Source organism: Acidaminococcus timonensis, assembly GCF_900106585.1.
In the GTDB taxonomy this organism is placed as follows: Bacteria; Bacillota; Negativicutes; order Acidaminococcales; family Acidaminococcaceae; genus Acidaminococcus; species Acidaminococcus timonensis.
Genome location: NZ_FNWH01000006.1, coordinates 615,040 through 628,319 on the forward strand (window position 1 = coordinate 615,040; position 13,280 = coordinate 628,319).

The 13,280-nt window shown below is 52.3% G+C and carries 15 protein-coding genes; all 15 read left to right on the plus strand.

Annotated elements, in window-relative coordinates; translation table 11 throughout:
• Nucleotides 1–38 precede the first annotated feature (38 nt).
• The gene (locus tag BQ5462_RS06740) at nucleotides 39–602 is read left to right on the plus strand and encodes a host-nuclease inhibitor Gam family protein (protein ID WP_071142602.1); all 564 of its coding nucleotides are present in this window, start codon (nucleotides 39–41) and stop codon (nucleotides 600–602) included.
• A 2-nt stretch (nucleotides 603–604) separates the two neighbouring features.
• A complete protein-coding gene (locus tag BQ5462_RS06745) occupies nucleotides 605–1,237 on the plus strand; it encodes an AAA family ATPase (RefSeq protein ID WP_071142603.1) in 633 nt (210 codons plus the stop codon).
• The gene (locus tag BQ5462_RS06750; protein ID WP_071142604.1) at nucleotides 1,234–1,812 is read left to right on the plus strand and encodes a hypothetical protein; all 579 of its coding nucleotides are present in this window, start codon (nucleotides 1,234–1,236) and stop codon (nucleotides 1,810–1,812) included. The genes BQ5462_RS06745 and BQ5462_RS06750 overlap by 4 nt, the downstream gene beginning before the upstream one ends.
• Nucleotides 1,800–4,403 carry a DUF927 domain-containing protein gene (locus BQ5462_RS06755; RefSeq protein WP_071142605.1) on the plus strand — a complete coding sequence of 868 codons (2,604 nt, stop codon included), beginning with the start codon at nucleotides 1,800–1,802 and terminating at the stop codon, nucleotides 4,401–4,403. The genes BQ5462_RS06750 and BQ5462_RS06755 overlap by 13 nt, the downstream gene beginning before the upstream one ends.
• Nucleotides 4,404–4,725: 322 nt before the next feature.
• Nucleotides 4,726–5,007, plus strand: a complete 282-nt coding sequence (locus BQ5462_RS06760; RefSeq protein WP_071142606.1) for a hypothetical protein — start codon at nucleotides 4,726–4,728, stop codon at nucleotides 5,005–5,007.
• The gene (locus tag BQ5462_RS06765; RefSeq protein ID WP_076978297.1) at nucleotides 4,970–6,394 is read left to right on the plus strand and encodes a DEAD/DEAH box helicase; all 1,425 of its coding nucleotides are present in this window, start codon (nucleotides 4,970–4,972) and stop codon (nucleotides 6,392–6,394) included. Before BQ5462_RS06760 ends, BQ5462_RS06765 begins: the two co-directional genes overlap by 38 nt.
• Complete coding sequence (locus BQ5462_RS06770) at nucleotides 6,391–6,630, plus strand: hypothetical protein (RefSeq protein ID WP_071142608.1); 240 nt, start codon at nucleotides 6,391–6,393, stop codon at nucleotides 6,628–6,630. Before BQ5462_RS06765 ends, BQ5462_RS06770 begins: the two co-directional genes overlap by 4 nt.
• Nucleotides 6,614–7,213: a VRR-NUC domain-containing protein gene (locus BQ5462_RS06775; protein ID WP_071142609.1), complete on the plus strand. Its 600-nt coding sequence runs from the start codon at nucleotides 6,614–6,616 to the stop codon at nucleotides 7,211–7,213. The genes BQ5462_RS06770 and BQ5462_RS06775 overlap by 17 nt, the downstream gene beginning before the upstream one ends.
• Nucleotides 7,214–7,330: 117 nt before the next feature.
• Nucleotides 7,331–7,546: a hypothetical protein gene (locus BQ5462_RS06780; protein ID WP_071142610.1), complete on the plus strand. Its 216-nt coding sequence runs from the start codon at nucleotides 7,331–7,333 to the stop codon at nucleotides 7,544–7,546.
• Between the two features lie 15 nt (nucleotides 7,547–7,561).
• Nucleotides 7,562–8,062: a hypothetical protein gene (locus BQ5462_RS06785; RefSeq protein WP_235819592.1), complete on the plus strand. Its 501-nt coding sequence runs from the start codon at nucleotides 7,562–7,564 to the stop codon at nucleotides 8,060–8,062.
• Between the two features lie 274 nt (nucleotides 8,063–8,336).
• On the plus strand, nucleotides 8,337–8,765 hold the full coding sequence (locus BQ5462_RS06790; protein ID WP_235819594.1) for a hypothetical protein: 429 nt from the start codon (nucleotides 8,337–8,339) through the stop codon (nucleotides 8,763–8,765).
• A 2-nt stretch (nucleotides 8,766–8,767) separates the two neighbouring features.
• Nucleotides 8,768–10,024 carry a PBSX family phage terminase large subunit gene (locus BQ5462_RS06795; protein ID WP_071142612.1) on the plus strand — a complete coding sequence of 419 codons (1,257 nt, stop codon included), beginning with the start codon at nucleotides 8,768–8,770 and terminating at the stop codon, nucleotides 10,022–10,024.
• An 8-nt stretch (nucleotides 10,025–10,032) separates the two neighbouring features.
• Nucleotides 10,033–11,436: a phage portal protein gene (locus BQ5462_RS06800; RefSeq protein WP_071142613.1), complete on the plus strand. Its 1,404-nt coding sequence runs from the start codon at nucleotides 10,033–10,035 to the stop codon at nucleotides 11,434–11,436.
• A gap of 7 nt (nucleotides 11,437–11,443) precedes the next feature.
• Entirely contained in the window at nucleotides 11,444–13,000 is a 1,557-nt protein-coding gene (locus BQ5462_RS06805) for a hypothetical protein (protein ID WP_235819595.1), read from the plus strand.
• Nucleotides 12,993–13,205 (plus strand): hypothetical protein, encoded by a 213-nt coding sequence (locus BQ5462_RS11160; protein ID WP_143038030.1) that lies wholly within the window; start codon nucleotides 12,993–12,995, stop codon nucleotides 13,203–13,205. Before BQ5462_RS06805 ends, BQ5462_RS11160 begins: the two co-directional genes overlap by 8 nt.
• Nucleotides 13,206–13,280 lie beyond the last annotated feature (75 nt).

Here is a 13,280-nt window from a genome sequence, read left to right on the forward strand (position 1 = left end):
TGGAACCTTCGTCTCCATTATAACATGGAGGAATGACTATGAATAGCTTGAAACAGCCTGAAACGTTCAGGTATATGACAAATGAAGAATCTTTCCTGGCTGCAACAGCGCCAGAGGAACCGGATCGTTGGCAACCAACGGATGACAGCGGAGCAGAGTGGTGCCTGAAGAAAATTTCCGAAAAACAATTGGAAATCATGCAGAAAGAGCAATTCGTCAGACAGCAGATCCAGCAACTCAACGATTGGCTGAACAGCGAAACAAAGACGCTGAAAGACGAACAGGCCCACCTGGAATCCTTGCTTCAGGGATACGCTGTGAAAGCCCTGGAAGGAAAGAAAAAGCGCTCCATCTCTTTACCATCCGGGCGGTTTGGCTTTAGGAAGCAGCCTCCGAAAATTGAAAAGGACGATGCTGCATTACTGGATTATTGTGATCACTATCAGTCAGAGTTTATCAAGGTGAAAAAATCGGTTGACTGGGCTGGGCTGAAAAAATCCTGTACCCTTGATGGCAATCATTATGTGACGAAAGACGGAGAGATTTTACCTGGCGTAACGGTTACCGAACAAGATCCGAAATTCACGGTGGAGGTGAAGTGATCATGGGAATGGCTGTATTCGTAATTGGATTTTCTGGCAGCGGGAAATCTGCCAGCCTTCGAAATTTCCAGCCGGACGAGGTTGGTGTGTTCAGCGTTGCCGGGAAACGGCTGCCGTTTCAGTCTGATCTTAAGGTAGCAATGAATTCCAACTACCAAACCATTGAAGCCTCATTGAAACGGAACGGGCTCCGTGCCTATGTGATTGATGACAGCCAGTATCTCCTGGCATTCGACAGTTTCCGGAGAGCGAAGGAGACCAGCTATCAGAAGTTCACCGATTATGCTGTTAGCTTCTATCAGCTTCTGGACACAATCAAGCAGACTGACCCGGACACCATCGTTTATCTGCTGCACCATGCAGAAGAAACCGACCGGGGCATGATCAAAGCAAAGACCATCGGCAAGATGCTGGACAACCAGCTTGTGCTGGAAGGGCTGTGCGAAATCGTACTGTATGCCGAAACGGACGGTAAGAAATATCAGTTTCTTACCCAAAGCAATGGCTTTACGACAGCCAAGAGCCCAATGGGGATGTTCCCTTTGGAAATTCCCAATGACCTGAAGGCTGTAGACAGCCGGATCCGTGAATTTTACCACATGAAACCTACTGTTGATAAGGAGGAAACGAAATGAGACAAATCGACTGGGACAATGTTCAAGAAAAACAAGCTGGCAGCTTCGACCGGCCGCCTGTTGGTGGTTACGTGCTGACCATCATGGAAGCACATGAGGACGAACCCAAGGAGTACTATCGGCTGTACTGGGACTATGCTGAAGGCGAATGGGAAGGCTACCGGGAAGCCCTGTTCCAGACCCGTGGCTGGAATCTACCGATTTTTTATCGTTCCTACAAGAATTCTGCCCAAGGTTTCTTCAAAACCTTCATGCAGGTGCTGCAGGACAGCAACCCACGGTTCGATTGGCATGCCTGGACGAAGGCAGGCGGTAAAGATGCAGCCCTGAACGGTCTGAAGTTCGGTGCGGTTATCGGTGAAGAAGAATACATTGGACGGGACGGAAAAACGAAAATCCGCCAGGTTATCACTGAGGTTCTGCCCATTGCCAAAATCCACGCCGGTGATTTCAAGGTTCCTGAACTGAAGAAGCTGAAAGGTGATGCTCAGAAGCCCATTCCTGATGTTAAGCCGGCCGCTCCTGCTGCGGCAGCTCCGTCCCCGACTTATGACGAGACGCAATGTCCGTTCTGACTGAAGGAGAAATCCTTTCGAAACTGAACAATGTGCACAAACGGGGCAATGGCCTGGTTGCCGAGTGCCCCGTTTGCCATGATGATCATCATCTGTACATCAACCGGGAAGGAGATAAGCTGCTGCTGTACTGCCAGAAGTGCAAAGCAAAATATCCGGAGATCATAAAAGCCCTGGATATCCAGCCAGCAGTGCAGCAGCCAAAACCGTCCCGGAAACCAAAAGACCACGGCAAACAAATCGAAGAGATCCGCTATACGTACCGGGCGCCGTCGGGGAAGCCTGAGTATCAGAAGGTACGGAGAAAATTCGAAGACGGGCACAAGGTGTTCAGTTTCTGTTTCACCAATGAAAACGGTCAGGTGCAGTATAAAAAGCCAGAAGGCTGTGACAACCTGTATAACCTGGACCGGATGGCAGCGGCGGATCCTTCTACCATCCTGTATATCGTAGAAGGGGAAAAATGTGCCGATGCCATGACTTCGCAGGGTTTTTTGGCTACCAGTACCAACACGGGAAGCCAGAAGAACCTGAAGCTGTCGGACGTTGACCGGCAGATGCTGGATAAGTTCAAGCGGAAAGTCATCATTCCAGATCATGATGACCCGGGTATGGACTATGCCCATGCCTGGGAAAATTTGGGAGCGAAGATCTTTCCCTGGGAAGAAATCTGGCCCACCATCCAGAAAAAGCAGGATGTGGCCGACTACTTCCAGCAGGGCGGGGACCCGGAACGTATCCGGAACTGGAAATACCCTGCAGCCGATTTCACGGAGGAATATTTTTCTGGTCTGGATCGGGCTGAGATGATCAAGCCGGCGCTCTTTGCTGGAATCAATGCTATCAGCGATCCCATGGAACGGCAGCAGGCGGAAAGCCTGGCGTCATTCCGGGCCAAAGAGCTGGGGATTACACGAGAGTACCAGAAAAACTACAAGGCGTGGAGGGCTGCCCAGGCTCAGGCCAATAAAGGAAGCAAGAATACCACGAAATTCAGCAACCAGCCGGTTGTGCTGGAATGCGGCGACTGGATTGCTGATGATGACGGTGTGAGAAAGATGGAAGCCTCTGGCAACGGTGAATTCCGTTATGCGTGGGCCAGCCCCATCCCTATCCTGCCGACGGAGATCCTGATGAACCAGGAAACCGCCACGGAGAAAATCAGGCTGAGCTACTACAAGCCGGACGGCTGGCGTTCCTGTGTAGTGCCCAGGGAAATCGCTGCCAACAGCAGCAAGATTGTTGCCCTGGCCAACATGGGAGTTGAGGTAAACAGCGACAACGCCAAGAATCTGGTGAAGTACCTGGCAGGCTGTGTGGCCCTGAACCCGGTCAATTTGCCCAGGGTAAAGAGCGTGGGGCACTGCGGCTGGGTAGGCGGGGAATTTGTCCCTTATACAGACGAAATCAGCCTGGACAGCACCGATGAATACGGCACGCTGATTGACTCTATTACGGAGAAAGGAACACTGGGGGAATGGCTGGCAGCGGTAAAACCGCTGCTGGGAAACTTGTACCTTCGGTTAGCCATTGCTGCCAGCCTGGCAGCCCCGCTGATTAAGCCTCTGGGGGCGCTGTCTTTTGTCTTCCATCTGTGGGGCGGCACCGGGGCAGGGAAGACTGTGGGTCTAATGGTTGCGGCCTCCGTATGGGGGAATCCGGCACCCGGGAAGCTGGTGCAGAGCATGAACAACACGGTGAACTTCACCACCGGCTGTGCTGCCACGTTGGGAAATCTGCCGTTTTTCGGGGACGAACTTCAGACCATCAAATCGAAATTCGATGATTATGATCAGTTCATCCACCAGATTACAGCTGAAGTAAGCCGGGGCCGGATGGACCAGACGGGCAGGATACAGCTGCAGAAAAGCTGGAAAACGGCCTTCCTTTTTACCGGAGAAGAACCCATCAGCCAGACCACCAGCGGTGGCGGCGTGGAAAACCGGCTGATTGAAATCGAATGCGTTGACAAGGTAGTGGAGAATGGGCCGGAAACAGTCCAGGCTATTACGAACCAATACGGTACCCTGGGGCCGGCCTACATTGCCAAACTGCAGGAGAAGGTGGCAGATGGCATCGACCTTCGGGAGGTGTTCAACGACTACCACAGGAAGCTGCTGCAGGCAGAGACGACGGAAAAACAGGCCATGGCCATGGGCATCATGATGACTGCGGATGAATTTTTCCGGATGTACTTTGCTCCAGAGCTTCCACCGCTCACGATTTCCCAGGTACAGCCGTTCCTGAAGACGACCAGGGAAGTGGACACAGCAGAGCGGGCCTATAACCTGGTCATCGACCTGATTGCCCAGAATAACGAAAACTTCTTCTACAGTATCAAGAATAATTACAACGATAAGCAATATCATCATGCTCCTGTTCGGGAGGTGTGGGGGAAGATAGACGGGAATCACGTGTGGATTATCAAGCGAGTATTGGAAAAGCTGCTCTCTGATAACGGATTAAGCTTCCGGGCGGTATCCAAGAAGTGGGCAACTACAGGCCGGCTGATTCCTACGAAACAGGGAAAGTTTGCTTCTAAGCTCTCAATGTCTGGAATCTTTGGGTACTATGTGGAACTTGTCAGATAATTTTCCTACCTTTATTTTTAAGGTAGGAAGAAGGTAGGAGCTTTTAAAATCCGAAACACCGCATGGAGGCTAGTCATTTGATTACCATTCCTACCTTCCTACCATTCCTACCTACATATAAAGATACACGGAAATCAATTTAATTTGAATATCAAAAAGTCAAGTATGACTCAAATTAAATTATTTTTATATAGCTGTATCTGGAAAAGGTAGGAGGTAGGAAAAACGATGTCGAACTTGATGTGATGCGGGTTTCGAGTTCCTACCTTTGATTTTCAAAAGGTAGGAAGGTAGGAAATTTCAACGAAAGTGAGTGTAAAAAATGGATAAAATGACGATTCAGAGGACTGGGCATGCTATCCATAATGCCCTGGCATCTATCCATTACCGGAAAGATGACCTGGAACTACTGCAGGCAATGGCTGACCGGATGGCACATCAGAAGCGTCAAGGTGATGACGCTGCCATGATAACCATCATCCGGCAGCTGAATTTTACTGGTGCCTGCATGGTCAGAGCTGGCAGTCAGCTCCTGGCAGAATCAAAGTGTATCGAGGTAATGATGAATGGAACTAAGGCCGTATCAAAAAGATCTGGTGAATAAGATCCGCCAGGCAATCTGTGAAGGCTGCCACCGTGTGTGTGCCGTCCTGGGATGTGGAGGCGGGAAATCCGTGATCATCGCTACCATTGCCAAGGCAGCCACCGATAAAGGCAACCGGGTGCTGTTCCTGGTCCACCGCAAGGAGCTGGTTAACCAGATCAAACGGACCATGGATCGGCAGGGCGTAAATCCGTTTCTGTGCTCTGTGTCCATGGTACAGACCGTAAGCCGGATGAAGACCCTTGCCCGGACTACGCCGCCTTCTCTCATCATTGTGGACGAAGCCCATCATGCACTGGCAGCCGGCTACCTCCGGATTTTCGATTATTTTCCCCAGGCAACGGTTGTTGGCTTTACCGCCACCCCACAGCGGATGGGAACCGGCGGGCTGGGCAAAGTGTTCCAGCAGCTGGCAGAATCGGTATCTACGAAGTGGCTGATCCAGAATCACTACCTGGCTCCCTATCACCTGTACAGCGTTCCGCTGACGGATGTGAAAGGGATCCGGACCAGTCATGGTGATTATGATCAGAAAGAGATTGCCAAGCTGATGGACAAGGGGACGATTTTTGGCGACACGGTAGCTTCCTGGCTGCAGCAGGCAAAGGGCAAGAAGACCATTGTCTACTGTGCCAGTATCAAGACCAGCCGTGCTACTGCTGAAGCGTTCCAGTCTCATGGAATCCCCGCAGCACACCTGGACGGAGAAACGCCAAAGGCAGAGCGGGACAGGATCGTACAGGAATTCCGGGAGGGAAAAATCCTGGTACTGTGCAATGTGGACCTGTTCGGTGAAGGCTTCGACGTGCCGGACTGCGAGGCTGTGCAGCTGCTCCGGCCTACAAAATCCCTGACACTGTTCATCCAGCAGGCCATGCGGCCTATGAGAATCAATCCGGCGGATCCAAACAAAGAGGCCATCATCCTGGATCACGTGGGGAACTACACCCGTCATGGTTTTCCAGACGATGATCACGACTGGAGCCTGGCAGAAAAGAAGAAAAAGAAGAAGGCAGAAACCACTACACGGCAATGCCCGATCTGTTATCACGTATTCATTCCAGCACCTGGCCTAGGGCAGATTAAATGTCCATTTTGTGGTCATTTGTTCGAAGATGAGCGAGCCCCCAGGGCGGAACAGGAAGAACTGGATGGCGTGACTCTGGAAGAAATCAAAGAATCCCCGTACAGTGATTATCGCAAGGCAACGACCTGGCAGCAGCTTGAATTTTTCCGCAAGGGGAAACACTACAAGCTGGGGTGGAGCCTGCATAAAGCGCTTGAGCTGCATATTCCGATACCGTCGAAATATCAGTATGCGGCCAGTAAGATGGGTATCCATACAGGGAACTGGTTCAATAATGCGAGAGGGAGGCAACAAGGATGAAGGTTAAGGAAGTGCTGGATTTATTATCTATTAATGGAAACGGGTTTGTTGGTTTTGAAAGTGCAGAAACTTTAAGTGAAAATCCAAAACTGCAAACAGCAATGTTAGAAGTGGATACGTTAAAGTATTGGCAGGTAAACGACTTCCTCGATAAAGACGTTCTGGAGTTAAAACTGGTTCCAGGCGGGATAATTATCGTTATCAACGAAGGGGGTTACTATGAACAACGAAACTGACCTGATGCACCGGATCGAAGAGGCCGTCAGCAAGCGTGGCTGCCTGGTGTTCCGGGCAAACGTGGGCAAGATAAAAATGGCGGATGGCCGGTGGTTTGACACCGGCCTCCCCAAAGGATTTTCGGATCTCTTTGGATTCATCCCCCGTTCCGGAAAATTCTTTGCTATTGAATGCAAGGTGAAGCCCAACAAACCAACACCGGAGCAAATTCAATTCCTGCATGTAATCCGCCGGCTGGGGGCTATCGGCATGGTAGTCTACAGCGTGGAAGAAGTCGAGGCCGCCCTTGACAATGCGGCCTGGTCTGATTTTGGCCTGGTGATTGAAGATCCTTGCAAAGATAAACCGGATACAGCATGGTGGATGGACCTATTTTGCTGGGCCAGCACAGAGCCGCAGGAGCTGTATGAGGCTCTGCAGCGTGTTCGCCGGAATGGGGCAACGCTGGTAAAGGATGAGAAATTCGGCATGAGAATCCTTTCTGGGCCGGACAAGGCAGCATACAAGAATGACAGCCAGATGCTGCATAAATATGGCAGAACCCTCATGAATGAGCTGGCCTGGCTGGGAGGCATGTACTAATGAAATGGTTTCCAATTTTGGCCCTTGTCACGCTGATATTGCTGGCCATGTGGCTGATTCTGCTTGATGTTACGGTATTGTATATGCTACTCGTAGGAGTATAAAGGAGGAACTATCATGAATCTGCAGGTAAAAGGAATTTTGCAAAACCTGGGAGACAAGACCGGGTGTGCTGAAACGGAATTTTCCTATCTGGCGGCTAAAATCCGACCAGATACCAATGACGAAGACATCAGACAGATTCTGCTGCAGGCCATCCAGCGGCTGAGCAGCACCCGGGAAGAGTTCAAAAGCACTGAAGACGTGCTGAAAGGTGTGCTTGTGAAACTATGACAGGAGGTGGGGACCATGTACTACAACGAGTGGGAGAACATCATCCGGGACAGGCTTCGAAACTACAACATCTGGACCGCCAGGGTGAATACGCTGGAAGCCCAGATCAGGGAAATCGCCGGCCAGCTTCGGCTGGAAGCGGCACCCAAGACTACCCGGTTTGGCTATGACAGCTTTGGCGGCGGGTGGGACAAGCCTTCACCGGAAGAAGTGGCCTACCAGCAGAAAGAAATCCTGGAAAGCCGGCTGCAACGGCTGAAAGCGGAATACCAGAAGAAGAAAGCCGTACTGAAAGCCCTGGATGATCATATGGACGCCCTGGAAGGGGCTGAACGTCAGATGATCCGGCTGCGGGGCATCAATCACCAGCAATGGAAACAGATCGCCCTGGATACCTGCCATGACGAAAGCTGGTGCCGGCGGAAATTCCGGGACGGGTTGCGGAAGATGACCGGCATGGAGTACGGGCCGAAAGCAGCGCCCACACAGACACGGCTGAACCTGGTGGAACTGTGAGAACCAATCCCGTTTTTATCCCGCTTTTGTCCCGTTTTTATCCCACTTTTTCTTAGGAAATCGTGCTATACTGATATCATGGATTTGCGGAAAGCAGTCCAGTTCATTAACACCTCCTTTTAAGATATGTAGAACCGGAGGAAGCGCCCCGCCAAGGGCGCTTTTTTCGTGGGAGGAACCATATAGCTTATGACCGGCACCTGAAAAGGTGCTTTTTTAATCCATTTTGAGGACGGTGGTGAAGATGTAGATGGCCCGAGAAGATTTGATTCCTTTGAACCGGCGAACAAAAGACGAACAAAAGGAAATTGCCAAAAAAGGTGGCATCAAGAGCGGTGCGGCACGGCGCCGCCGGAAGGCCATCAAGGAAATCCTGGCAGGAGCCTGGAACATCCGGCTGTGCGATATCGAGGACCCGGGAGTCCGCAAGGCTTTCATGACGGCAGCCAAATCCCAGGATGGAAAGATCACCATCGGGGAGGCCATGACAAACGGCATGGTGCTGGCCATGATCCGGGGCAATGCCCTTATGAGCCAGCTGGTGCTGGAGTTGATGAAAGAGAGCCCGGCGGTGAAGCTGAAGGAAAAAGAGCTGCGACTGCGTGAACGGGAAATCGAGATCAAAGAGAAGCTGGCCGAAAAAGACCTGCAGGAGGACGAACCTTCTGAACAGGTGGAATTCACGTTCGAAAGGGAGAAATGACCATGAAGGTGAATGTGGCAGACAGCATGGGGCCGGCTTTCGACCCTGTATTCTGGGATGCCCAGCAGCACGGCCATACCTACTACTGGCTGGCCGGCGGGCGGGGCTCCACCAAATCGTCCTTCGTGGGCATGGAAATCCCCCTGCTGATGCTGCAGCATCCGGAGTGTCATGCTGTGGTCCTGCGGAAAGTGGGCGGGACCATTAAGAACAGCGTGTACCCGCAGATCCAGTGGGGCATCGAACAGCTGCAGATCATCGACCGATTCAAGTACAAGATGACGCCGCCGGAAATCACCCTGAAGGGGACTGGCCAGAAAATCCTTTTCCTGGGCTGCGATGACCCCATGAAGGTTAAATCCATCAAGCTGCCTTTCGGTTATGTGGGCATCGTCTGGCTGGAAGAGCTGGACCAGTTCAGCGGCATGGAGGAAATCCGCAACCTGTGCCAGTCCCTACTGCGTGGAGGGCCCCGTTACTGGGTGTTCTGCACGTACAACCCGCCCAAAAGTCGGAGTAACTGGGTGAATGAGGAGATCCTGGTGGATGATCCTGACCGGCTGGTGCACCGCTCCACCTATCTTCAGGTGCCACCAGAATGGCTGGGGGAACAGTTCCTCCAGGAAGCTGGAAAGCTCAAGGAGCGGAATGAAACAGCCTACCGTCATGAGTACCTGGGAGAAGTGACCGGCACCGGCGGGGCAGTCTTCGAGAACGTGGAGGACTTGCCTTTGACTGATGAAGCTCTAGGCCAGTTTGATCATCGTCTGTTCGGCCTGGACTTCGGGTTTGCTGTGGACCCCCTGGCCTTTGTGGCCATGCATTTCGACGCCAAACACGAAGATTTGTATATCTGGGGAGAGATCTATGAACAGAAGCTGACCAATCCCCAGGCTGTGGCCAGGATCAGCAAGATCATCCTGCCCCAGGAGCTGGTCCGCTGTGATTCGGCGGAACCCAAGTCCATCAAGGAAATGCGCTCCCTGGGCATGAACATCATCGGGGCGGCCAAAGGACCCGACAGTGTGGAATATGGCATCAAATGGCTGCAGGGCCTGCGGCACATCTACATTGACAAGCGCCGGTGCCCCAACACCTACCGGGAATTCATGACCTACGAATACGAACGGAACCGGCTGGGGCAGTACATCAGCGCCTACCCGGACAAAGACAACCATGCCATCGACGCTGTGCGCTATGGCTGCAGCGGCGTGATGCCGGTACGGACAACCATCCGTTCGGCCAGATTTGATTACTGAGGGAGATTATGAGCGAACGAGATTTTTATTTGAGCCCCACCGGCAACATGTACCGGCTGATGCGGGACTCCTACTATGGGGACGGAGGCTACCGGGGTGCGTACCTGATCCCACACAAGAGGGAAACCGAACAGAACTACCGGGACCGTCAGCAGACGGCGTATTACCTGAACCATTTTTCCTTGATCGTGAACGCCCTGGTGAATCCCATCTTCAAGCGGCGGCCGCTGCGGGATTGGACCGGAACGGCCAGCCCGGTGGCAGAGGCGTTCCTGGAAGATGTGGACGGAGCCGGGAATGACATGGACAGCTTTATGCAGGCTGCGGCCCTGTCGGCCAAACTGTACGGAGCTGTTTTCATCGTGGTGGAGAACTTTCAGGCCATGGACCTGCCGGCTTCCATGGGTGAAGCCCTGGCCCAGCGGAAATTTCCTTATGCGTACACCCTGGACCCGGACCGGGTGGAAGGCGTGAGTATCGACAAGAACGGCCGGGTGCTGTCCATCAAGTTCCGGGATACGGCGGTGAGCAGCACCATGGGCGACGACAAGGAACGGACGGTGTACTTTGACACCCGGCGCTGGGCGGTCTACGAGAATGGCCAGATGGTTTCTTCCGGTGATCACAATCTGGGAGAGGTCCCGGTAGTGTGGTTCCCCAGCCAGCACGTGAAGAACGGCGAGCTGAATCCCACACCGGAGCTGTACCCTATCGCCGGGATCGCCTGCAGCCTGTACAATCACTGCTCCTGGCTGACGGAAATCCTGCGGAACCAGACATTCCCGCTTTTGACTTTTCCCAGCAAGGAAGCTTCTGACCTGATTATCGGGAACAACAACGCTCTTTGCTACGACGGGGACACGGTGCGGTTCCAGCCCGGGTTCATTTCCCCGCCCAGCGATCCGGCTGCGCTGATTCAGAGCCAGATCAAGAACATGGTGGAAGAGATGTACCGGATTTCCGGGCTGACGTTCTCCACCACGACCAAACAGGAGGCCAGCGGCATCAGCCGGCAGTGGGAGTTCGAACGGACAAACCAGCGCCTTTCTGCTTTTGCCAAGCGATGTGCGGCGGCGGAAAAGAAGATTCTGGCCCTGGTGGCCAAATGGATGGGCCTGGACCTGGAATACACGGCGACCTACTCCAATGACTTCGGCATCACGGACGTGGCCACGGAGCTGAAGAACGCCCAGGCCGTCCTGGATATGCAGCTGACCAACAAAATCAAGGTGGAGGTGGCCAAACAGGTACTGACAGCTTATGTGCCGGAGCTGCCTGCTGACCGGTTTGATGCCATCATTACCGACATTGAAAAGCAGGAGACAGAGCCGGCTTATAACGAGCCACCCCAGCCGGCTGAACCCCCGGAGCCGCCTGAACCAGAGGACGAAGAGGAACCACCGGAAGAGTAGGTGAACCATGGACGAACTGCAGCGGCAGCTGAAAGCCTTTTCCAAACGATATGGATTCCAGGGCCAGATGATGAAGGCCCGCATTGAGATTCTCATGAAACAGGGCAAGAGCCCGGAGGAAGCCATCCGCCAGGTATTCAAGGAATACGGCGTGGAGGAATGGCTGCAGGCCAATGTGTCCAGCGTGATCGTTGGCACGGCCCAGGATGCCCTGGGGCAGGAACTGGCCAAAGACCTTCCTGCGGCTGCCCTGCTGGAAGCCCTGTCCAATCCCTGGGACGGCAGCGGGCTGACCCTGTCGGAGAAGATCCACGGTGCCAGCAACACCATGCTAAACGACGTGATCACCACGGTGCGGAAACAGATCCACCTGAACAAGACGGTGAAGGACACCGCCCAGGCCCTCTACGATGGCTACAAAAGTGGCCATGTAGTCAGGGAACAGCAGCTGCCCCAGTACCTGGATGAACTGACCCGGTGGACCCGGAGAAGCCGGGAGAACCTTTCCCAGGAAGAGCTGAAAGACCTACAGCGGGCCATCCGTAAGGTGAAATACCAGGCGGATGATCTGGTGGATGACAGAGCCACCTACAATCACTTCAGAACGGCTTTAAACAACCTGTTCGATAAGTTAGACCAGGGGAGTGAAAAAGCCGCTGAGAAAGCCCTCCAGGTGGCCATAGAGGAAAAGAGCCGGTACGTTGCAGAACGGATTGCCCGGACAGAAGCCGCCAGAGCCCGTTATGATGCTTTCCTTGCCCGCTACGGGGAGGATGACAGCGTTGTGGCCTACCAGTGGAAGCTGGGAAGCCGGCATCCGGCAGAGGACATCTGCGACATGTACGCCCATGCGGATCTGTATGGCCTGGGGGCAGGAGTTTTCCCTAAAGACCAGGCTCCGGTGAATCCAGCCCATCCCCATTGCCTGTGCCATTACGCACCGGTGTACGCCAGCGAGCTGAAGGGAAAAAAGCGGTCTGACAACGTGGAGGGCCGGGGCAATGCCTGGCTGAAACGGCAGCCGCTGCACATCCGCCAGGCCATTCTGGGGATGAAAGGCGAACAGGAGTGGAAAGCCGGAAGAGCCGGGTGGATGGAGAAGGCAAGAAATATTGGGGTTACATCCTCTTATTCTCGCTTTAAAGAATTGGTTCATACTCTTAAAAGTAGTATAATAAGTGTAGATAAACTAAGAGCTGGAAAATTCCCAACAACACAGGACGAAATTGATAATATTTTATCTAAAGAATTATCAGGAATTAGATTTTCTAGCAAGCCCACTTACAATTCAAGAATAAAAAGCCCAGGCAAAACCACAATTTCAATATCACCACTTGGATTTCGAAAAATAAAGTCAATGGAAATAGGGAAACAATTCAAAGAGGGGAAGAATGAATTAATTGATACATTGATTCATGAGGAGTTAGAAGCCAGAATTGGCTTGAAAGCGGATAAAGCAGTTAAATTTTCTCGACTTGAAAATGCTAGTGAGGCAAGACGGCATAAATATATCAATGCCGTGATTGAAAGGTTCTTTGCTTTTAAGGGGTGGGAATATGAATGATTGGGATAAGGTTGAGGATGTCGTTTTTGAGGGAAGCAGAGATGAAATCGAGCAACTTAAATGTCCAGAATGTGGAGGACATATAAGGGTTTTATTTGATGAAACATTGATGAGCTTAAAAGTTCAATGTGAAAAATGTAAATCTTACTTTCGTGAAAGTAATTGTTTTGAAATTCCAAAGTTTCTACAAAACAAGAATAGATAGAAGCCCCCTGCTCCGGCAGCGGGCTTTTCTTATACCTAAAATCAGATAGTTTTTCAGCAGACCATCCGGCCTGCT